24 protein-coding genes and 1 pseudogene are annotated in these 21,607 nt (G+C 40.9%); 16 read left to right on the top strand and 9 right to left on the bottom strand.

Features of this window, described 5'->3' with window-relative positions; translation table 11 throughout:
* Positions 1 to 52: 52 nt before the first annotated feature.
* The 5 genes from ACP8HI_RS09455 to ACP8HI_RS09435 form a co-directional block, all read right to left on the bottom strand.
* Positions 53 to 1,549, bottom strand: a complete 1,497-nt coding sequence (locus ACP8HI_RS09455) for an ABC transporter substrate-binding protein (protein WP_438350842.1) — start codon at positions 1,547 to 1,549, stop codon at positions 53 to 55.
* 86 nt (positions 1,550 to 1,635) lie between these two features.
* On the bottom strand, positions 1,636 to 2,565 hold the full coding sequence (locus ACP8HI_RS09450; RefSeq protein WP_438350841.1) for a carbohydrate ABC transporter permease: 930 nt from the start codon (positions 2,563 to 2,565) through the stop codon (positions 1,636 to 1,638).
* A gap of 12 nt (positions 2,566 to 2,577) precedes the next feature.
* Entirely contained in the window at positions 2,578 to 3,540 is a 963-nt protein-coding gene (locus ACP8HI_RS09445) for an ABC transporter permease (RefSeq protein ID WP_438350840.1), read from the bottom strand.
* Positions 3,541 to 3,873: 333 nt separating this feature from the next.
* Positions 3,874 to 4,671: a DUF4367 domain-containing protein gene (locus tag ACP8HI_RS09440; protein ID WP_438350839.1), complete on the bottom strand. Its 798-nt coding sequence runs from the start codon at positions 4,669 to 4,671 to the stop codon at positions 3,874 to 3,876.
* Positions 4,652 to 5,239 (bottom strand): RNA polymerase sigma factor, encoded by a 588-nt coding sequence (locus tag ACP8HI_RS09435; RefSeq protein WP_438350838.1) that lies wholly within the window; start codon positions 5,237 to 5,239, stop codon positions 4,652 to 4,654. The genes ACP8HI_RS09440 and ACP8HI_RS09435 overlap by 20 nt, the downstream gene beginning before the upstream one ends.
* Positions 5,240 to 5,488: 249 nt before the next feature.
* On the opposite strand from ACP8HI_RS09435, the gene ACP8HI_RS09430 reads away from it, so the two are divergent.
* On the top strand, positions 5,489 to 6,493 hold the full coding sequence (locus ACP8HI_RS09430; RefSeq protein WP_438350837.1) for an aldose 1-epimerase: 1,005 nt from the start codon (positions 5,489 to 5,491) through the stop codon (positions 6,491 to 6,493).
* A gap of 77 nt (positions 6,494 to 6,570) precedes the next feature.
* Here ACP8HI_RS09430 and ACP8HI_RS09425 read toward each other — a convergent pair whose 3' ends face one another.
* A complete protein-coding gene (locus tag ACP8HI_RS09425; protein ID WP_438350836.1) occupies positions 6,571 to 7,056 on the bottom strand; it encodes a double zinc ribbon domain-containing protein in 486 nt (161 codons plus the stop codon).
* 146 nt (positions 7,057 to 7,202) lie between these two features.
* Here ACP8HI_RS09425 and ACP8HI_RS09420 point away from each other — a divergent pair, with 146 nt between their 5' ends.
* Positions 7,203 to 7,643, top strand: coding sequence for an AlkZ-related protein (locus tag ACP8HI_RS09420; RefSeq protein ID WP_438350835.1), 441 nt, complete (start codon positions 7,203 to 7,205; stop codon positions 7,641 to 7,643).
* A gap of 90 nt (positions 7,644 to 7,733) precedes the next feature.
* Positions 7,734 to 8,879: a phosphodiester glycosidase family protein gene (locus ACP8HI_RS09415; protein ID WP_438350834.1), complete on the top strand. Its 1,146-nt coding sequence runs from the start codon at positions 7,734 to 7,736 to the stop codon at positions 8,877 to 8,879.
* 146 nt (positions 8,880 to 9,025) lie between these two features.
* On the opposite strand, the gene ACP8HI_RS09410 is transcribed toward ACP8HI_RS09415, so the two are convergent.
* The 3 genes from ACP8HI_RS09410 to ACP8HI_RS09400 are packed head-to-tail and all read right to left on the bottom strand — an operon-like array spanning position 9,026 to position 12,329.
* A complete protein-coding gene (locus ACP8HI_RS09410; protein ID WP_438350833.1) occupies positions 9,026 to 9,790 on the bottom strand; it encodes an SDR family NAD(P)-dependent oxidoreductase in 765 nt (254 codons plus the stop codon).
* A 44-nt stretch (positions 9,791 to 9,834) separates the two neighbouring features.
* Entirely contained in the window at positions 9,835 to 11,067 is a 1,233-nt protein-coding gene (locus ACP8HI_RS09405) for an aminopeptidase (RefSeq protein ID WP_438350832.1), read from the bottom strand.
* Positions 11,068 to 11,096: 29 nt separating this feature from the next.
* Entirely contained in the window at positions 11,097 to 12,329 is a 1,233-nt protein-coding gene (locus ACP8HI_RS09400; RefSeq protein WP_438350831.1) for an aminopeptidase, read from the bottom strand.
* 138 nt (positions 12,330 to 12,467) lie between these two features.
* Between ACP8HI_RS09400 and ACP8HI_RS09395 the strand changes: the two genes are divergently transcribed.
* The 13 genes and pseudogenes from ACP8HI_RS09395 (at position 12,468) to ACP8HI_RS09335 (ending at position 21,570) form a co-directional block, all read left to right on the top strand.
* A complete protein-coding gene (locus tag ACP8HI_RS09395; protein WP_438350830.1) occupies positions 12,468 to 12,776 on the top strand; it encodes a hypothetical protein in 309 nt (102 codons plus the stop codon).
* A 174-nt stretch (positions 12,777 to 12,950) separates the two neighbouring features.
* A complete protein-coding gene (locus ACP8HI_RS09390; protein WP_438350829.1) occupies positions 12,951 to 13,295 on the top strand; it encodes a rhodanese-like domain-containing protein in 345 nt (114 codons plus the stop codon).
* A 95-nt stretch (positions 13,296 to 13,390) separates the two neighbouring features.
* Positions 13,391 to 13,618, top strand: a complete 228-nt coding sequence (gene tlp / locus ACP8HI_RS09385; RefSeq protein WP_438350828.1) for a small acid-soluble spore protein Tlp — start codon at positions 13,391 to 13,393, stop codon at positions 13,616 to 13,618.
* 110 nt (positions 13,619 to 13,728) lie between these two features.
* Positions 13,729 to 14,973, top strand: a complete 1,245-nt coding sequence (locus ACP8HI_RS09380; RefSeq protein ID WP_438350827.1) for a DUF445 domain-containing protein — start codon at positions 13,729 to 13,731, stop codon at positions 14,971 to 14,973.
* Between the two features lie 50 nt (positions 14,974 to 15,023).
* On the top strand, positions 15,024 to 15,932 hold the full coding sequence (locus ACP8HI_RS09375; protein ID WP_438350826.1) for an aldo/keto reductase: 909 nt from the start codon (positions 15,024 to 15,026) through the stop codon (positions 15,930 to 15,932).
* Between the two features lie 95 nt (positions 15,933 to 16,027).
* The gene (locus ACP8HI_RS09370) at positions 16,028 to 16,768 is read left to right on the top strand and encodes an AzlC family ABC transporter permease (RefSeq protein ID WP_438350825.1); all 741 of its coding nucleotides are present in this window, start codon (positions 16,028 to 16,030) and stop codon (positions 16,766 to 16,768) included.
* Entirely contained in the window at positions 16,741 to 17,067 is a 327-nt protein-coding gene (locus ACP8HI_RS09365; protein ID WP_438350824.1) for an AzlD domain-containing protein, read from the top strand. The genes ACP8HI_RS09370 and ACP8HI_RS09365 overlap by 28 nt, the downstream gene beginning before the upstream one ends.
* Positions 17,068 to 17,321: 254 nt before the next feature.
* Positions 17,322 to 17,474 carry a hypothetical protein gene (locus tag ACP8HI_RS09360; RefSeq protein WP_438350823.1) on the top strand — a complete coding sequence of 51 codons (153 nt, stop codon included), beginning with the start codon at positions 17,322 to 17,324 and terminating at the stop codon, positions 17,472 to 17,474.
* A 12-nt stretch (positions 17,475 to 17,486) separates the two neighbouring features.
* Positions 17,487 to 18,221 (top strand): carbohydrate binding domain-containing protein, encoded by a 735-nt coding sequence (locus ACP8HI_RS09355; protein ID WP_438351761.1) that lies wholly within the window; start codon positions 17,487 to 17,489, stop codon positions 18,219 to 18,221.
* A gap of 10 nt (positions 18,222 to 18,231) precedes the next feature.
* A pseudogene (locus ACP8HI_RS09350) lies at positions 18,232 to 18,687 on the top strand (alpha-amylase); the annotation flags it as partial.
* Between the two features lie 243 nt (positions 18,688 to 18,930).
* Positions 18,931 to 19,605 carry a hypothetical protein gene (locus ACP8HI_RS09345; RefSeq protein ID WP_438350822.1) on the top strand — a complete coding sequence of 225 codons (675 nt, stop codon included), beginning with the start codon at positions 18,931 to 18,933 and terminating at the stop codon, positions 19,603 to 19,605.
* Between the two features lie 45 nt (positions 19,606 to 19,650).
* Positions 19,651 to 20,205 (top strand): peroxiredoxin family protein, encoded by a 555-nt coding sequence (locus ACP8HI_RS09340; RefSeq protein WP_438350821.1) that lies wholly within the window; start codon positions 19,651 to 19,653, stop codon positions 20,203 to 20,205.
* Between the two features lie 216 nt (positions 20,206 to 20,421).
* Entirely contained in the window at positions 20,422 to 21,570 is a 1,149-nt protein-coding gene (locus ACP8HI_RS09335) for an SGNH/GDSL hydrolase family protein (RefSeq protein ID WP_438350820.1), read from the top strand.
* Positions 21,571 to 21,607: the final 37 nt, after the last annotated feature.

The following is a 21,607-nucleotide window of genomic DNA, read 5'->3' as shown; positions in this document are numbered from 1 at the left end:
AAAAGGCATCCCTTACAGAATGTCTCGATAAGGGATGCTACTGAATTTATACTTACTTGAAGTAATTATTAATTTGTTCTTGAGCAGCTTTCATAATCGTGTCCATACCAGCGGACTTTAATTCAGCTGTAATCTTGGGCACCATTTTCTCCGGATCGGATGCGCCTGTAATTAGTTCATATCTGTATTTATCCCATACAGCTTGGCAATTCGCCACTTCTGTCTGAATACTGCTGACGTCCAATCCGAAGCCGAGTAGAGTGGAAGAGGTCGCTGCATCATTTAGCTTTTTAACCTGTTCCCATTGATCTACTGGAGCACCTTTTGTAACCGCTAGATTAAAGAATGTACCTTGAGAGTAAGCAGCTAACGGCCAAGTATCGGACATACGCTCGATGACCTTTTCACCATCGACATTTTGGTAGTCTACGCCTAACTCACCGAATGCCAGCATATTGCGCAGCTTTGGATCTGTATTGACTAATTCGAGGTACTTCATAGCTTCTTTCTTATATTTCGAATTTGCGGAAATCGCGTTTAGAGACCCTTGAATCGTACTCGTTGTATAAATAGGTCCATAGTTCTGGAACATATCATACTTTTGAACAGCATCATTGATTTGCCAGTTCACTTCTGCTCCTGGGAATGCCTGAGCTGCAAAGAATGGTCTGCCTTTGTCGTTCTCCGTTTTAGTCGGAGCATCGGGATTGATGATGCCATCCTGATACCATTGATGGAAGAGATTCAAACCGGCCATAATATCAGGTTGCTCGAGAACAGAGACAACAGTACGTGATGCATCGTCAGCTTTTACGCCTATTGGAGTGAAGCCTAGTGTTAAATCGTCATAACCGTTAAAGAAACCGTTCAAGCCTTCTCCTTGCGTCATTGGCAATGGGTAGAAGCTCTTACCTTCGCCAGCCTTCATATCGCGCAGAGGCTTATCAAGATCCTGTAGTGTTTTGATATTGTTGATATCAATATTATACTTTTGCACATATTTATCATCTAATACCCAATACTGCGTTAGTGCTGAATCCTTATAGGTAGGAACGGAATAATACTTGCCACCAATTTTTGTACCCTCCCATACCTTTTCTGGAATCAATTTGTATAAGTCAGGAGTTTCACTTTGAACAAGATCAGTAATATCGGCAAAAGCGCCCATAGCCACTTGCTTGCTGTATTTACCGCTGTTCGTAAACATAATGTCGAATGGTTCGCCAGTATTCACAATGGTGTTTATTTTTGTATCCCAGTCACCCCAGCTGGCTACCTTGATGTCAATTTTCACACCAATCTTCTCAGCTGTGTATGCATTCATGGCATCAATACCTTTGCTGAAGGTATCAGGCACTTGGCCACCGATGATCCACCAGACCAAAGTCGGAATATCCTTATTGGTAGTTGCGGTGTCCTTTGGTGTGTCTGTTGTCGTCGTAGATCCATCTGTTGTAGGGGCAGTTTTCGAACCGCCACAGGCTGCGAAGAGAGTTAACATTAGTGTTAGAACACAGAGTGTAGAGATGAACTTCAATGATTTCTTCATTTCATTTCCCCCTTTTTGAAATTATTTCACCGTAATAGTTACACAGTGAACTATCATAAACCAAGCTTGCTTGGCTTATTTCGTTATTATCCTTTGACAGCGCCGATCGTTAGTCCAGATATAAAATACTTCTGGAAGAATGGGTAGGCGAAGGCTACAGGCAGAACAATGAGAATGGCCACAGCCATGCGGGCAGATTCCTTCGGCATCGTTGCGACGAGAATGGCGTAGCTAACGCCCATACTTGCGGCATTCTTGGCGAGTGCATCTACATTGCTCATCAAGCTGTTAAGTAGTGCTTGCAGAGAATATAGGTTCTGGTTGTCGATGTATAGCATCGATTGGAACCAGTCATTCCAGTAAGAGAAGCAGAGAAACAGTCCAATTGTTGCAATTACCGGGAGGGAGATCGGTAGGATGATTGAGAAAAAGATTCGTAGCTGGCTCGCGCCATCAATTTCAGCAGATTCAATCAGCCCATCGGGAATCGTACTTTTGAAAAAAGTTTTACAAATGATAACGTTGAACGAGGAGACAGCCAGTGGTAGAATAAGTGCCCAAACGCTGTCCTTTAGTCCCAATAAATTTGAATTAATGAAGTAGCTGGAAACCAAACCGCCATTGAACACCATTGGGATGAATACTACCCAAGTCAGAAAGCCCTTTAGCTTGTATGTTGGGCGAGAAATGACATAGCCCATGGAGGTGGTAAGAAATACACCGAGCACAGTACCAACCACTGTAACAAGTACGGATACGCCAAGCGCCCGCAGAATCATCGTTCCCTGACTGACAATATAGGTGTAAGCCTCTCCTGACAAAGCAATCGGTAACAGATGATATCCTGTCTCACGTATGGAGGCCTCACTGGAAAATGAAATGGATAGAACAACAACTACAGGTATGACACAGATCAGCGACAAGATGATAAAAATCAGGTTGAAAAAGATGTTCACGATTCCGTTTGTACGGTTAAATTTCTCAAGGCCCGTGTCGTAAACTGTTCTCGTTGCCATCGTATTACCTCCTTACATCATCGCGCTATCAGGATCAATTTTGCGAACAATCCAGTTAGCGATTAGAATAGTTGCACAACCCAGAACGGATTGTAGGAATGCGGCAGCAGATGCCATCCCCACTGTAGCGGTTTTCAGTTGTTTATACACCATGACATCGATAGTGGTAGCTACGTTGAACAGAGAATTGGAATCTCGCGTGACCTGATAGAACAAGCCAAAATCAGTGTAAAATATGCGTCCAACTGACAAAATGAACATCATGACGATAACCAGTTTGAGCATTGGCAATGTAATAAATCTCGTCTGCTGCCAAATGGAAGCACCATCGATAACAGCTGCTTCATAATACGTGCTGTCAAGGCTTGTGATGGTTGCCAGATAAATGACCATACCGTAACCTAATCCTTTCCAGATATTTAAGAAAATAAGGATGTATGGCCAGTATGCCGGCTCCATATACCAGTTAACTGGATCGCTGCCCATATTGACGAGCATTTGATTGACAATCCCTTTATCAAAACTTAGGAACGCCCAGCCTACAGCAGATACGACAACCCAGGATAGGAAATAGGGCAGGAACATCATCGTCTGATAAACTTTACTTGCTTTGCGGCTGTGAAGGAGTCCAATCAAAATAGCGAATAGGACGGGCAGAACAATGCCTAGAATGATAAAAACAATATTGTATCCAACGGTGTTTCGAATAATGATCCATGCATCATTCGATTTGAATAAGAACTCGAAGTTTTTGAAGCCTACCCATGGACTATTAAACACATTACTCAAGAAGCCGCCACTAATTCTGAAATTTTTGAATGCAATAATAATCCCGAACATCGGTAAGAAACTAAACAGGATGTACCAAATCGTTGTCGGCAATGCCAAGAGGGTTAGTTCCGTATCCTGCCTGTGCCAGCGCATCCGTATATGTAAGCGCTTTCCTTTATCTTTGTGTTCGGCTTTAGAGTTCATGTCTGTCACTCCTTCCGGAATTATCTCACTTGTATTGCACTTGTTAACTTCATTGTAAACTAGAAACATTCGATACTTCTAGATAACAAACATGATACTGTAGTCAACAAACGTTAGTTTCGAAAATTCTATTGCTATTGAAGCTAGATTGAAGAAGAGAAGGGTAAGGCGAATCAATTAAAGGTTTATGATCTGAATAATACCCAAGACTTGAAAAAAAGCAGTCCGCTCCTCATTCGAGGACAGACTGCTTTTTCTTTTTTCGCTACACCATTTGCTTCACATTCACGACAAATGCTGTAAAATAGTATGGACTTTTTCAGTGGCACTCATCTACTGTGGAAGGCTCTCCGTCATATCAATAAGTTCTTCTTTGGTTAGATTCCCGTAGATACGTATTGATAATCCATTATATATAAATTGAATATCATTAAACCTACCTGGTGTGTAGAAGACTTCAATATCATTGTTTAGGGTGAGAACTTCGGTATCTACCGAGGCAGAGGAAGTATTTACCTGACGTTCGCTGATGGAATGCAATATAATCCGCATAGTTTCATCATTAGATGATTTATAAGTCATTGTGATTGAATTCGTCTTCTGTCCAGGGGCTAAGTCGGCCAATTCAGAACTTATTAATTGAAAGCGTTCTGGAATCCTTTGCAAATCGGGATAAGGAAAGGATAGCTTACTCTTGGCTTCTTCCAGTGTATACACGAACGATTTATCTTCAGATATAGTATCCAAAACAGCTGTTGGATGATTCGGATCTTCAGGATAATACCCAGGGGGCGAGGATGTTAAGGCACCTTCCTGATCAGGTTGACTGTAGGTCTCAACAATAATACTAATAACACCGTTACCTAAATCTTTGATCGACTGGTACACAGGTGAGATAGCTTGAGTTACAGCTGGCGGGTTAAATATAGTAGCACCTGCTGTGACGGATGCAGCTACGACAGCAGCAAGCTGGAAATGACGCTTTCTTTTTTTCCACTTATCTAATTTATAGATCTCAGCTTGAACTTTCTGCCAGGATTGTTTCTTTGAATCATCGGATGATAGGGAGGAAGAGGATACCGTTTTTTCATAGGCATCATCAAACCATTGGTCAAATTTTCCGTTGTTCATCAATAACACCCCATTCTTTGTGCATCTTTTTCCTTACGCTCTCTCGCGCCCGGAATAGTCGTTGTTTAATGACTTCTTCCCTAATATCGAGTATTTCAGATATTTCTTTATAGGATAAACCTTGTTTCCAACGGTATTCAATGAGTACGCGATACTCTGGTTTCAAAGAATTCACAAGAGATTGAATCGAATCCTTCATCATCTTACTCTCCACATAATGCTCTACAGAGATAGGGGACTGCAATGCTTCATCTATATATGTATAAACACTATCAATATCAACTTGGTTACGGTGTTTTTTATTTTTTCTTAAATAATTAATGGATGAGTTCCGCGACACGACTTTTAACCAGGCCCTCAGTTTTATTTCATTCTCAAAGATCGGTTTCTTCTTAATCACCTGAATAAAAGCATCCTGTATAATATCTTCAGTAGTTGAATGATCTTTAACGATGTAATAAACCAATCCATATACATAATCATAATATTCATAATAAACCTTTTCTTGAAGTTGTTTATTTAATTGACTGAAATCTGTTGAAACCAACAGATCCAAATGGTTTGACATGGTACTTCCCTCCCTAACAACAAACCGTCTAAGGAAATTACGGCATTTATTCTTTCATCTCTTATATTTTACATTATTTACGCTGTATCTGCCTACTATTTTCATGTCATAGTTACTTTTTGGATAACGTATAAGAACATGATATAATAACCATTATTATTAAATATTCATCTATAGCTTATCCTTCTGATGAAAGTAATTATGAAGCATATCCGGAAGTAACGCTACAATAACCTTTAGGAGGAAATAATGAATACTCAACATTCCGCATTTGAAACAAATTTCCAAGGTGAGAAAGCAATATGGTTAACACATGGTCGTTTTGAAGCAGCTATATTACCAGAGATTGGTGGAAACTTGATCCTATTCCGTGATACAGAAAAGGGTTACCGTTTCCTACGTGAGCCAAAAGAAGATGAGATGGAACATTTTAAGGCCAATCCTGGTATTTATGGTATTCCCGTATTGTTCCCACCGAACCGTTTCGAAGATGGTAAATTCCCGTGGGAGGGAAAGGTATATGAGCTTCCAGTCAACGAGCCGGCCACAGGGAATCATCTGCATGGGTATATGCATACCATCCCGTGGGATGTCGTTCATTTCTCATCAGATGCTTATGAAAGTAAGGTAATTATTTCACAAAAAGTAAGTGAAGGACATCTATATAAGAAATATTTCCCTTTCGAATTTACGATTACACTACGTTATACGCTCAGTGATGCAGGGCTTCAGCAACAAGTAACAGTGAAGAATGAAGGTAGCGAACGGATGCCGAATTTACTCGCTTTCCATACGGCAATTAATGCTCCTTTTGTACCCGAGAGTTCAGCTTCCGATTATATTGTGAAGGTAAGTATAGGAGAACGTCAGGAACTCAATGAACGCATGTTACCAACAGGACGTATTCAACCACTAACAGCAGATGAGCAATTGATGAAGAGTGAGGGTGTTAATCCTTATTTGGCAAGCATGGATAATCACTATACATCGAGTCCCCAGAATGGTCGTAATATGATGGAGCTTACAGATACTAGAACAGGAGATAAGCTAATCTATGATGTCGGTACAGCTTATAAGCATTGGATGATTTGGAATAATGTTGCGTGTGGACAATACTTTTGTGCTGAGCCGCAGATGAGCCTTGTGAATGCACCTAATATTGAGGGCAGAGATGCTGAAGAGATCGGTCTTATCGGTCTGGAACCAAACGAAATTTGGGAAGAGACAAGTCGTATATATTTCATTCAAGCATAACAAACAACAACCAGTCAAAAACACAAAAATAAGTGTTAGACTGGTTTTTTTTATTGTACAGTAGTAAATGTAGCGTTTCATCCCATAGTCAAATCATGTCCACAACCCCTACAGAAGCGATCTGAGTATGTAACAGAAGCACCACATTGATTACAATGAATTGAACTAGAGGATTTATGTTTATTCGATGGAACGGTTTTCACCTTCACAGTATGAAACTGCTGTCCGCAAAAAGGGCAATAGGTTGCATCGGCAGGCAACATTTTTCCACAACCACATTCCTTTTGACTCTGAATCTGTTGCATCTTCCGTTGCATATGGGCTATTTCATGTTCAAGCTTCACGATGATTTGTTGATATTTCTGAATATCAGCAATGGGAATCATGCTTTCTTTACGCGCGATACATTGATGGATAATACGTCCAATGACGGTGTAATTCTTATCTATTTCTTTTTCCTTCGATGATATTTGCATTTTCAATGTTGCCGATTCAACCGTGTTCTGAGCCTTTTTTCCCACATCAGAGACACCTTGTTTCATCTTATTGAAGAAGTAGGACATCTTTTTCCTCCTTTAAAGGGGCTATGACTATAGCATCCCCTCAACAAATGGTTCATAGTTCTATTCTATGGTCTATGTTTATCTTGTATGACCTTGGAGACTCCATTAGATTTCCGTCGTATGAATATATAAGGAGATGATTAAATATGAAGTTAGAACTTGAACAAGAAATGATTCATACATACGAAGAAGCCACACAGCTTATCCAGCGTGTTGGTATATTGCCGCTGGCAACAATCATCCCGAGTCATCCCTCACTAGGAAGCGTGACAGATCCGAATCAATGGCATACAAGTTCAGAGTTGGATCCTCGGTTGTGGAGAGCTCGTTTCCCTGGAGATGGTACAGCTGCTTATGGGAAAATACTGAAAAAGAAAGTTGTTCTAGTATCACGTGATTGGTATCCACATGTACTTAAGGTTCATGGGCATATCGATAAGCCTGATACCCGTTATAAAAATGGTTTATTATCCAAAGCAGCATTGGATGTATACCAATGTATTGAGAATAATGAAGGTATTGATACTCGCGAACTTCGAGGACGAGCTGGTATGAAGGCTAAAGAAATGAAGTCGACTCGAGAATAATGTTCCAGTAATTCCTTATAATGAAACTTTTCCCTCTATCTTTGCGTTTACATGAGTAGTAACGTAAATGATAGAGTAGGGGGCAGCAGAATGAAATCGGGAACATTAGCTAGCCAGAAATCCGCTAACAAGCGAAAGATGACTGATAGACGGCGGAAGAAGAATCGATTGTTGCGTATCTTGGTATCTATATTGATGGTAATGCTAGTTGTAGTATCGCTTGCTGGCATATGGCTCTTCTTTACACCCTCTGGTAACAATATGCGTTTTCTTATGGCCGATACATTGATCACAACACAACATCGTCACTGGGCAAAGTATGTGATTGGACAAGAAGAATTAGATAAACGGGTTGCTGGTTATCAGGCACAATTCGATCAAATGGGTACGGAGAAGGACATACATACGATCGCAATAAATACGAATAAAAATTCAAATGAAAATACAGAATCGAAAGAAGAGAACAAGGAAAAGCCTCTGATCGAAATAGAAGGAATATCGGGTAGTGGCTACCGTGGTTACGTACTGACCGTAAATGATCCTACCAAGATTCGTCTTGGAGTTCCTGCTAAAAGCGGTAAGGGAGAAAAGGTATCGAGTATGGTGGAACGAACTGGAGCCATTGCTGGCGTCAATGGAGGGGGATTCGCAGATCCTAATTGGAAAGGTAATGGATTTAAACCTATTGGACTTGTCATTTCCCAAGGACAGTTATATTACGATGGCTTGGGATCGAAACTGACTACCCAAATTGTCGGTCTCGATAAGCAGGGAAAAATGATCGCTGGCAACTACTCGATTGAAGAACTAGCGGATCTTGATATACAAGAGGCGGTAACTTTCCAACCGCGGATTATCGTTAACGGGAAAGGGCAAATCAAGAGCCAGAAGGATGGATGGGGGATTGCGCCACGTACTGCGATGGGACAGAGAGAAGATGGGGCAATTCTATTCGTAGTTATCGACGGGCGACAGACCACAAGCATTGGCGCTAGTCTCTATGATGTCCAGCAAATCATGCTAGACCGTGGTGCCGTAATCGCTGCCAATCTTGACGGGGGTTCGTCAACTGTTCTTGTTAGCAAAGGTGGCGAGATCTTAAATAAGCCCTCATCAGAGTATGGCGAGCGCTACTTACCGACAGCCTTTCTGGTATTTGAGCATCCGGACGAGGTAGACATTCCGAATATTTGGAAAGGCTTGCGTGCACAAGATATTGATGCTGGGAAGAAATAAGGAAGATTTGCAATAAACCGTCAATATAATCAATTTTCATGTTGCTCGACTCCTCGCAATCCTCCAAGAGTACGTTATTGTATCAGAAAATGCGTATTTAAAAAGCTCTCCATGGACGATGCGATATCGTTTATGGAGAGCCGATTTTATATTGCAGGCATCACATTCCCACCACTTACGGGGATATATGCACCTGTGATAAAGCTTGCTAGATCTGAAGCTACGAAAGCTACGACATTGGCAATTTCCTGATCTGTTCCCCGCCGTTTCAACGGAACGGATTTGTTGTAATCCTCACTGATTTCGGTGTTATTGTCTCTATCGTTCTCACTAATGGTCCAACCAGGAGCAATTTGGTTGACGGTAATCTGATGTTCACCAATTTCTTTGGCGAGGACACGGTAAACGCCGTCCATACCTCTTTTACCAGCAACATAGGCAGATTGTCCAGGTGTATTTTGCATAGAACATTCTGTATTGATACCAATGAATCTTCCTGACTTTTGTTCGATCATGGAAGGAACGAATGCTTTGGCTAAATACACACTTTGCATCACGCAAGTATCGTATTGACTCGCATAATCTTCAAGAGGTTGTTCGAGGACCGATTTCCACTCGTACTGTACAACCGCATTGGCAACGACGATATCTACATGACCCAAATGCTCAGCTATACTATTCTTCATCTTGATGATGTCATCAAATTGTGTAACATCGGCACGGACGATCATGGAACGTCTACCCATGGACTCTATTTCTTGATTCAATTCGTTCGCTTTGACCTCATTCCCATGATAATGAATAATGATATTCGCTCCACATTTCGCCAGCGTACGTGCCATAACTCTTCCAAGTTGTCCCGTAGCACCTGTAATCAGAGCTGTTTTCCCGGTTAGATCTACTTGTAACATCGCTAGTATTCTCCTCTCAAAGAGACGATCTATATTTCATTGTATTAAAATGCCCAGTTCCCATCAGCGAAGATTTGTTCTTTCTTCCCATCATCAGTTAAGCCATAAATGTTCATTTGGGCAGAGCCCATCATGAAATCTACGTGGGTAATACTTTGATTCATGCCTTTAGAAGCAAGCTCTTCAGGAGTCATCGTCTTTCCGCCTTCCAGGTTGAATGCATATGAGCTACCGATGGCTAGATGACAAGACGCATTCTCATCAAACAAGGTGGTGTAATATAAAATATTACTTTGTGAAATAGGCGAGTGGAAGGGTACTAAAGCTACCTCACCTAAATAATGTGAACCTTCATCCATATTGACTAAGCGTTCTAGTGTATCGTATCCTTCTTCAGCGCTGAAATCGATAATACGTCCATTCTCAAACGTGATGGAGAAGCGATCAATAATATTCCCTCCGTAGCTGAGTGGTTTGGTGCTGCTAACTTTACCATTTACACCGGTCTTGAGTGGAGCAGTGAACACTTCTTCCGTAGGAATGTTAGCTACGAATGAGATTCCTTGCTCGTTCAGGCTACCTGCCTGTGCCCAAATATGACCTTCAGGTAGTTCAATCGTCAGGTCTGTACCTGGAGCAACAAAATGAAGACTATGATACTTTTTGCTATTGAGCTCATTCGATTTGGCTTGAAGCTTATCGATATGATCATGCCATGCTTGGATAGGATCTGGTTGATCGGCACGAACAGCTGCAAAAATCGCGTTCCACAGCATATTCACTTGATCTTTAGGTGCTGCATCCGGGAATACTTTGGCTGCCCATGAAGGTGAGGGAGCGGCTAGACCATTCCAGCTCATTTTGTCTGCCTGTTGATATTGGCGGTACTTATACATCGCTTGACCGTACGTGCGTTGATGATTAGCAATACGCTCAGGATCAATTCCTTTTAGCAGATCAGGACTTGAAGAAATAACGGTCAGGAATGCTGCGGCATTCTCAGCGAGCTCCACCATCTCACCTGCAAACCATGTTGGAGGTTCAAGAAAGGATTCATCTGAAGCCAATTCATAACGCATCCGAGATACGGCCTCATCGCTATAATTCACCTTAACCAATTTCGCACCCGCTTCATATGCTTTACGAGTAATAAGTCTTACCAATTCGGCAGATTCAATCATGGCGTTAATCACAAGAGTCTGTCCCGGTTGGATATTGACGCCAATGTTCACAGCCAATGTCGCATAATTCTCTAATTTCTGTTCAAAACTTAACATAATGTTATTCCTCCATTTATATTGATATTTTAAATTGCCCAGTTCCCATTACGGAATACTGGTTCTTCACGTCCGTCATCTGTTATTCCGTTGATATCCATCTGTGATGATCCGATCATGAAATCTACATGCGTTACACTTGTGTTCAAGCCGTGTTCGGACAGTTGCTCCTGAGTCATATCCTTGCCACCCTCAAGACAGAAGGCATAAGCACTTCCAATCGCCAGATGATTCGAGGCATTCTCATCAAACAATGTATTATAGTAGAGAATGTTAGATTCCGAGATAGGGGACTGATGGGGTACGAGGGCGACTTCACCTAAGTAGTGAGCTCCTTCATCCATAGATATCAGACGTTCTAATGTTTCTTGACCTTGTTCAGCAGAAACATCTACGATACGTCCATTCTCAAAGGTCACTGAGAAGTTATCAATAATATTGCCACCGTAGCTTAGGGGCTTCGTGCTTCGAACAGTACCGTTTACACCCGTTTTAAGCGGAGCAGTAAATACTTCTTCAGTAGGCATATTAGCGACGAAACGATGACCTTGCTCATTCGTACTATCACCCGCAGCCCAGATATGTCCTTGTGGTAATTCAATCGTAAGATCTGTGCCTGGCGCAGTGTAGTGAAGTTTTTTGTATTTTTTCGCATTAAGGAAGGCGGATTTGGTCGCTAAAGTTTCTAGATGGCCTTGCCAAGCTTCCACAGGTTTCTCTTGGTCTACACGGACGGTATGGAATATCGCTTCCCACAGCTTATGAACTTGTTCTGTCGGGTCGAGGTCAGGGAATACTTTAGCTGCCCATTCATCTGTAGGTACAGCGACTAGACACCAGCTGAATTTATCCGATTGGACGTATTCACGGTATTTAGCTAACGCTTGACCCCTTGTCTTTTGCGCGGTTGCGATCCTATCTTGTGATATTCCCTTTAGAAGATCAGGATTCTCTGCGAGAACGGATAGTACAGCAGCGCCATTCTCCACGAGTTCAATGATTTCACCAGCATACCATGTAGGAGGTTGGCTAAAGGTCTCATCTGCAGCTAATTCATACTGTAGACGAGTAATAACTTCATCACTCCAGTTCACTTTCACTAGCTTGGCTCCGGCATCGTAAGCCTTCTCCACGATCATTCGAACAAATTCAGCTGAAGTAATAGGCGCATTCACAACTAAAGTCTGGCCTTGCTGTATGTTTACTCCAACGCGTACTGCTAAATCTGCGTATTTCATTAATTGTTGTTTGAAATCCGTCATATGTAACCCTCCATATCAAATAGTCTATACATTTTATATTGTACTAAATTGGAATCAATAATGAAAACAGACATGTATTTGAGCTAGACATGGTATACTATATATATATTTATTTGAGATTAAAGGAGATCATTATAGATGAACGTACATATTGAACATGTAGATATGAAACGAAATGAGGATCAACATTTCGTAGGTCACACAGTATTCAGTATAGAAGGCCAAAAGGATGTTTTCGAATTAACCTTCTTTAGTAAAAGAGGTAAAGAGTGGGATTATAGTCTCAACTTTGCCAAGGAACCAGGAAGTGAAGAAGATTTATTCCGACTGGATCAACTCCTTGAGGAAGATGATGATTTGTACAATCAATTGTTAGATGCAGCGATTGATTCTCAAGAATTAGAGGCTTCAGATGAACCAGAGCGTCAGAAAATTGATAAGTATTAACCTTATTGCTTACCTAGCCGTGTATAGACACGGTTTTTTCATATTTTCAAAATAGATGCCATCGATATATAATGATCATCTGTTACAATTTGATTGACAGTTAAATTTCCATCTTTTATAATACCTAAGTGAGGTTATAGTTCGATAAAATGGATCGCGATAGGAGATAAAGAGATGTGGTGGGTCATCGTTGTGATTTTCATTGTGACCGCAGTTGTCATTACTATATGGTGGCCTTCAGAAGAACTACAGGAACTTCCGTGTAGTACTTTACCGCCTAAGAACACATGTTATAAGTTACTCGACATCAGAGATGCACTAGATTTCGAAGCAGGTCATGTGCCAGGTGCTGTTAATATATCGCTGGGTAGACTACCCTATGTTGCTAACAAGGACTTAGAACTTGAACATCCCATCATTATTGTCGGGAAGAAAGATAGGAAAAGTAAGAAAGCTGCTCGTATTCTGAAGAAAAAGGGATTCCATCATATTTATGTCTGTGTAGATGCTTGCTCATGACCGTTGAATAATTCATCCTGAGATGTGGAAAGGCTATAGATTGTGTGAATAGAAAAGTTATTGCACATAATCTATGATAAAGGGGTGTTTCTTCGATGGCTAAGCCAGATGACAGAACTGATAATGTTCAAAGACTTCGGGAGAGTATTCAGAATACGATTGAAAATTCTCGTGAAGCAGAGGATTATTTAAATGAATTTGGGGATGAAATACCCGGAGAAAAAAAAGAAGCAATAAAAGAAAAGAATGAAAGACGTAAAGACAGTATTCAAGGTTTCAAAGCTGAGATAATAGATGAAGCTGAGGATGCACAAAATCGATAGACATTAAGCCGTATAGTTTGAATCGGTGCAGGGGGTCCATGGACTTCCTGCTTTTTATCTTTTATCATGGTATATGAAGTAACACATCAAGAATGGTTAGGAGAATGTTCATGAGAACCAAATACATAGCAAGCTCATCCTTGATCGTGATGGGGATCGGCTTCTTAATTACATTATTTTTGCCACAAAATATAGCAGTTCGTCTGCTACAAGGGGGATTTGAAGCTGGGCTAGTCGGAGGATTTGCCGATTGGTTCGCAGTAACGGCATTATTCCGTCATCCTATGGGGATTCCAATTCCACATACGTCTTTACTTCTCAATAATCGGGATAAAATCGTCAATTCATTAATATCAGCGATGGAGACCGAACTTCTGAATAAGGAAAGTATTAAACTTAAGTTGAGTCAGATGAAAATATCTAAGGTACTTACGTCTAGTGTGTTCAAATTAATTCGTAAACGGAAGATTAGAATGGCTATCATCCATTCAGTGAAATCAACTGTGGAGACACTACCTCTTGATCATGTAGCTACCTTCGTTCAGAACGCACTTGTCGGTTATGTTAGAAACAAACAATTAGAGCCGCTTGTAGCTCAAACCGCTATATCCATTGTGGAGAGTCGGTATGATGAGAAAGTGCTAGATTATGTTTTGGATTATGGCAAGACGTGGGCTAATCAGGCTGAAACGGAAGTGTTACTTGGCAATTTGGTCCATAGTAAGTTACAAGAGATACAGCTAGGTGGGATGAAAGGGTTCGCGGTTCAGGCTTTTCTAGGGTTTATGAGTGAAGAGAAACTAGGTTCACTACTTACAGGGGTGATGATTTCATCGATAGATGATCTTTCCAAGCCTGATAGTTCTTATCGGGAGCGTATCCTACGGGAAATAAGAATGCAGATCACTACGGCTGCTTTGAACCCTGCTGTATCGGATCAGATTCAGTCTTGGCTAGACGCGAAGCTTTCAGATGCAAGTACGCATACATTTATTCTGAACCTTTTGGAAGAGCTAAAAGATCAATTCGTTCTCACAATGGATAGTGAATATAATAATGGGGGTCGTATTATCATAACCTCATTTCGTTGGATCACGACTACGCTTAGTAAGCAAGAACAATTGGTGCAGAAATGGGAGCAGGGTATCTTATCCTTTATTGGTGAGCTTGTGGAACGTAATTACTATCGACTAGGTCTGTTGGTTAAAGATAACCTGGATCAAATGGATAATGAGACGTTGGTACACATGTTAGAGGATAAAGTAGGGAATGACTTACAGTGGATTCGAGTGAATGGTGCTTTATGTGGATTTATTATTGGGGTTTTCCTCGCAGTACTCCATATCTTCGTTTAAGAGGAAGTTCAAAAAGTCATTTTCTAATTATGAAAAGAGGAGGAATTTCAATGAGAAAATCAAAACTAGGATCATCTGATTTGTGGGTAAGTGAAATTGGGTTGGGTTGTATGTCCCTAGGTACGGATGAGAGTTCAGCAATTCCTTTAGTTCATGAAGCATTAGAAATGGGAGTTAACTTCCTAGATACGTCAGATCTGTATGATGGGGGTCGTAACGAAGAAATTGTAGGGAAGGCCATTCAAGGGCGTCGTGATGAAGTGATCGTTGCAACGAAGGTAGGAAATCGCCGTGTTCCTGGTCAAGATGGCTGGGTATGGGATCCCACGAAGGAATATATTATTGCGGCTGTAAAAGAGAGCCTAAAACGTCTTAAGACGGATTATATTGATCTTTATCAGTTACACGGGGGCACATTGGAAGATCCCATTGATGAAACGATTGAAGCTTTTGAACAGCTGAAGCGGGAGGGTCTCATAAGATACTATGGCATATCCTCGATTCGCCCCAATGTAATTAGAGAATATATGTCACATTCAAATATGGTTAGTGTCATGAGTCAATATAGTATTCTAGATCGCCGACCAGAAGAAGAGGTACTATCATTATTAGCTGAGAATGACATGAGTATGATTGTTCGCGGACCTGTAGCCAAGGGTATTTTAACCGAGCGTGGTGACGGGAAGTTGAATAAAGGATATTTAAATCACACCTCAGATGAACTACGCATGATGCATGTAAAGCTTCAATCATTGGTTCTTGAAGATAGAAGTATGGCGCAAATTGCGCTACGCTATGTGTTGTCTGACCCAGCCGTCGCTGTTACGATTCCTGGGGCGAGTTCATTGGATCAATTGCGTCATAACATTGGGGCTAGCGATGTAACTCCACTGACAGAAGAAGAACTAACTCTCATTCGTGAGTTTAGTAAGGCTAATCTTTACACAGAACATAGGTAAAAATAAGAGATGAATTGTAAATGGCAATTGAAGGCTTGCATTTTGGCAGGCCTTTTCCATTTTCATGAATACAGTAAACTAAAGAGGTTGAGTAAATGGAATTAGAAATTCACCCTAGAGTAGGGCAACAGGAAGATCGTTTTTGGCAAGGAGTAAAAGATTGTGTTCCTACGCTACTTGGATACTTAAGCATAGGATTTGCCGCTGGTGTTGTAGGGAATACATCGGGTTTAAGCCTGACTGAAATTGCGTTAATGAGTGCATTGCTCTATGCTGGATCGGGGCAATTTATTGCTGCAGGGATGATTGCGGCGAGTTCACCCATATCTGCTATTATCTTTACTATTTTTTTCATTAATCTTAGACATCTATTACTTAGTGCGGCCATTGCTCCACATTTCAGAGGACAACCATTGAGGAACAATCTGCTAATTGGTGCACAATTGACGGATGAGACCTTTGGTGTAGCTATGAATCAGGTCGCGAAGGGTAAGCCATTAGGATATCGCTGGATGCTAGGGCTTAACATTACCGCCTATTTGAACTGGTTACTTGCAACGGTCGCTGGAGGATTACTTGGCAAATGGATTCCTAATCCTGAGGTATGGGGGCTTGATTTTGCCTTGCCAGCGATGTTTATTGGTTTACTCGTATTACAAATGAATAATAGTAAGAAATTCGCCATTCAAATCATCGTGGCATTAAGTTCTGTACTGATCGTGATCGGGGCTAGTTATCTCATACCTGGAAGTATGGGCATTATCGTGGCTGCTGTACTAAGTGCTACAATAGGAGTTGTGTTTGAACGATGGACATCAGATGGAACATCCTCATAATCATATTGGGATCTGCACTTGTGACATTCATTCCGCGTGTTCTCCCGCTTGCTCTACTTAGTCGTATGAATATACCTAATGGACTTATCCGTTGGTTACAACATATTCCAATTGCAGTCATGGCTGCATTAATTGCACAAGAATTATTCATTTCAGAAGGACGGTTCTCATTATATGATACCCGTCTTGAATGGTTAACCGCGATACCTACATTTGCAGTCGCTATATTTACCCGCAGTTTACTGGGTACCGTTCTGGTTGGTCTTGTTTGTATGATGTTGCTTAGGTGGGCGTTTTAACGATGATCTGACGTGAATATACATATTGAAATCGACTTAACCCTCTATCTTTCTAGTAGAGGGTTTTTCGTTTAGCAAGCAGACATAAGAATTTCATACCGTTACAAATCAACAAAACTTCAACTGTATTTTAACTTGAGTTGATAAGATAAGAATATTGATGAGAGCGCTTGCGCAATAAGGGAGGTAAGTGGTCTTAGAGATATGTTATGTCGTTACCAGTTTTAAACAATCTGTTCAAGGGGGGTTACAAGTTGAAGAAATGGTGTGGATTTATATTATGTTTAGCATTCTTCATTTCAATATTCGGGGGAGCACTCGTCCCGCTTCCACAATCTGTAGCATCTTCTGGAGAGGTTACAACAAGCACAGCAACAGTCTACTACTACACGCCGTATAAAAATTAGAGTACAGTTAATATTCATCACAATGGTAACGGTAGTTGGACAGAATTACCAGGCCTCCGGATGGATAATAGCTGTTCGAATTGGACAAGTACAACAATTGACCTCGGCAGCGCTGCTAATTTTCAGGCTATCTTTAACAATGGTTCCGGAGCCTGGGATAATAATGGGGGTAATAATTACACCATGAGTGAAGGTGTTCATCAGGTTAAGAACGGTAGTTTGGTAACGGGAGCTGGTAATCCTTGTGACGTTGATGAACCGTTACCTACCGAGAACACAGCTACTGTATACTACAAACCGAATACGAGCTGGTCCTTAGTCAATATTCACTATTCTCCAAACGGTGGTGCTTGGACATCGGTGCCAGGAATTGCAATGGATCAATCTTGTTCTGGTTGGAGAAAGAAGGATATTGCGCTAGGGACAGCAAGTGGATTAAACGTAACCTTTAACAATGGATCAGCCTGGGATAATGATAGTGGCAGGAACTATTCATTAGGCACTGGCAATAGCAAGGTAGAGAATGGTGTTATATCCTCAGGTAGCCCCTGCGCTGTAGAAAGTAACGACATTACAGCGCCGAGTGTACCAACTGCTCTTAACTCGACAAATGTAACGAGTTCATCAGCAACGATAGCTTGGACTGCATCCACTGATAACGCAGGAGGAAGTGGTATGGCTGGTTATGATATCTATCGTAACGGAGTCGTTATTAAAACAAGTCATTTAGATGCAACCGGATCTTAGCCCATCAACAACGGCTTACTTCGGTGATCATATCGAAGGAAGTGTGGTTGTGAACGACTTTGGTAAGGTATCGTCTGCTACCGGTACAGTTGCTGACACACTGAATAAACCACTCGTTAAGCATTTGCAACGTCTTAATCAGATCCGACGACAGGTTCCGGCATTACAGAAAGGGCAGTATTCAACCGAAAATATTAGCGGGAATATGGCCTATAAACGTCGCTTTACAGATACTGTTAAAGGTGTCGATAGTTTTGCACTTATTGCGGTTAGCGGGGCGGCAACCTTCAATAGTATTCCAAACGGAACGTATAAAGATGTGATCACTGGTGACGTGAAGAACGTAACCAATGGCACACTGACTGCAAGCATGTCAGGCAAAGGAAACCTACGTGTCTATGTCCTTGATCTTCCAGGGAATCCTGCCCCAGGCAAGATTGGCACGGAAGGGCCTTACTTGAAGTAGCGACGAATGTAAACCCTTCTGATCATAGAAAAAAGCTGTCGAGAAATCTTCGACGGCTTTTTTCTATTTATTAATGGAGTATGACCATATCCCTGTATTCCATTATATTAGGTGCTTCCTTTCGATTCTCGCTCTTATGTATGACCATGTTATACTAGAATTATTGTTTTCATTGATTACAGAATGTGACTTTAAAGAATTACTAACAATGATACGATTCAAATAATAGAAAGGAGTGGGGGGATGAATGTCATACAATTAGGACCATTGATACTGAATTTCGAAATGCTCATATTTATATTGTCTGCATTTACAGGTTATTTGGCATTGAAATACCGTTTGGGTAAGGCTGCAGTTGAGGGGAATATTAGTGATAAATTTGGTAATGCACTCATTCTAGGCTTTGTGACATGGAAATGTAGCATCATTATTTTTGATCCCGTTTCAGTCATTCAATATCCGATGTCTTTGGTTTACTTCAATGGCGGGGACAAGGGGCTATGGTTGGCTGTAATCATTTCGTTATTATACCTATGGATTCGTACACGAAAAGACGGCACCTCCATCATGATGAATTTGGATGTATTGTGCGCAGGCTGGATCGTCGGCAGTAGTATGTATCATCTCTTACTTTTAATAGTAGATCGAGAGAGTTTGCTATTCCATATATTATATGTGGTTGTGAATGTCGTTCTCGGATTATTCTTTTACTCGAAAAAGGAGTCCGTTGGAAGTCCAGTCGTTATTAACCGATTGGTGATCTGGTATAGCCTGGGTATGATCGCAATAACCTTCTTTGAGAAGGGGAGAACGTTGTTTGTGTATGGTTTTACCAAGGAACAATTGATATTTATGATCCTTTTTATCTTATTCTTATTTATGGATAGTGCTTTGGATAAGGGGAAAAGGAAGTTTTAGCTCCATTTCGAAAATTAACAGCTGGATATATTGAGATAGGGGTGCATGATGAGAAGAAATGGGATTGCAATCATAATCGTACTGATTTTGGTCATTTGGGGAATATATGATTACACGAAAAATAATACAGATCAAACAAAAGCCAATAATCTGCAGCAAACTGCAGAGAATATAGGCATAAAAAAAGGAAATAAAGCACCAGATTTTGAATTATTAAATTTAGATGAGCAGCCAGTGAAACTGTCAGATTTCCTAGGTAAAAAGGTGATTTTGAACTTCTGGGCTACTTGGTGCCCACCATGCAGAGTTGAAATGCCACATATGGAGAAAATCTCTAATAACCATGAGGAAGATGTGGTGGTACTATCAGTGAATTTAACACACACAGAAAAAAGTCAAATTGGTGTTGATGAATTTATTGAGAAACTCGGTCTAACTTTTCCTGTTCTACTGGATACAAAGGGCGATGTGGCCAACCAATACCAAATCATAGCTTACCCAACGTCTTATATTATTGATTCACAAGGTATTATTCAGGAAATATTTCAAGGTGCGATAAATGATGATATCATGGAAAAGGAAATATCCAAAATAAACTAGCGTTAAACTATAAGTGCGAGTTCAAAAAGTCGACTTTTCAGCACCAAGAAGATTGGATGAAGCTAGGGAGTGAGGAGCGGAGCGTAGGCAGTACCTACGTGAGCACCGGAAGGACCGGCTGAATTCAATCTTCGATGTCGAATAAACCTCTTGATATACTTCGTGATCAAAAGATGGCTTTTTGAACAACCTCTATTAGAATATTAAGGAGTGTGAATGATGGATCACATGAATCCGAAGGGATATGCATCTGCTACAGTTCAATCTACTGCTTCTAACTTTATTATGAATCGTACAGAGTCATTTACTCATACCTACCGCACTTATATTAAACTAAGAGAAAATGGAGCACAGACTCTTAAATTTTGGCATAGCAACGCTGTTGACTCAACATGGGACGATGGTTCAATTGCTTCTGCTAGTGATTTAGGTAGTATGTGGACAATAGAAGCGGCTTTTGTGGGCGATGGTGGGGAACTGCCGAATGGTGATGTGGTTGAGGGAATGCAAGTACCGCTAACTTTTGAGGGGGGTACTAGCAAAATAGTCCAACCGGGCGAGAAATTTTGGAGTGATGAAGTTCAAATTGAACTTCCAAAAGGACATTATCTGTCCTTTACATGGACGATATCAACTTGTTCATCGGGCACAACAGTACCGTATAACACAGAACAAATGCTAATGACAGCTTATGACGCTCCCGGAAATCTAGCTCAGCAAGAGTCATCTGCTTCTTTTCAGCAATCAGAGAATCTATTGGTATTACCTAGCTTTATAGGTTACAAGAAACATGTGGACAAGCAGCTTATTTTCTTCGGTGATTCTATTACTCAGGGTGTCCGTACTGCAATAGATCAATATGAATACTGGGTGGCCCGTATTGCGGATGATCTCCCCGCATCGATCGGCATTTGGAATATTGGTTCTGGATGGGCGAGAGCCTATGATGCAGCAGATGATGGTTCTTGGCTATATAAGGCACAACAAGGAGATGAGGTCGTGATCGCACTTGGTGTCAATGATCTTGATATAGGTAAACGGAATGCTATACAACTCATGGCTGATTTAACAACGATTATCTCTAAACTTAAAGAACGTAATCCTTCGACACACATTAAATTGTGTACCGTTCCTCCATTTAATTTCACTGGAGAAGCAGAGATAAATTGGCGTCAAGTGAATGAACAGATTCGAGTGAATCCGCCATTTGGGGTAGATCGTGTATTCGATATTGCTAAAGTGTTGTCACTAGAAACACCTAATGATCATTTAGTGAATCCGGAATATATGAGTTCAATCTATGACCCTCATCCTAATGGTGTAGCAGGTAAAGCGGTATCGGAAGCGTTTTTGGAGTGGTATTAATGTGATTAATGTTTAATGACGTTAATTAAATTTATTG

This window comes from Paenibacillus sp. FA6 (genome assembly GCF_051550225.1).
Taxonomy (GTDB): Bacteria; Bacillota; Bacilli; order Paenibacillales; family Paenibacillaceae; genus Paenibacillus_AQ.
The sequence above is the reverse complement of the archived record's forward strand: the minus strand, read 5'-3'. Positions and strand labels throughout refer to the sequence as shown.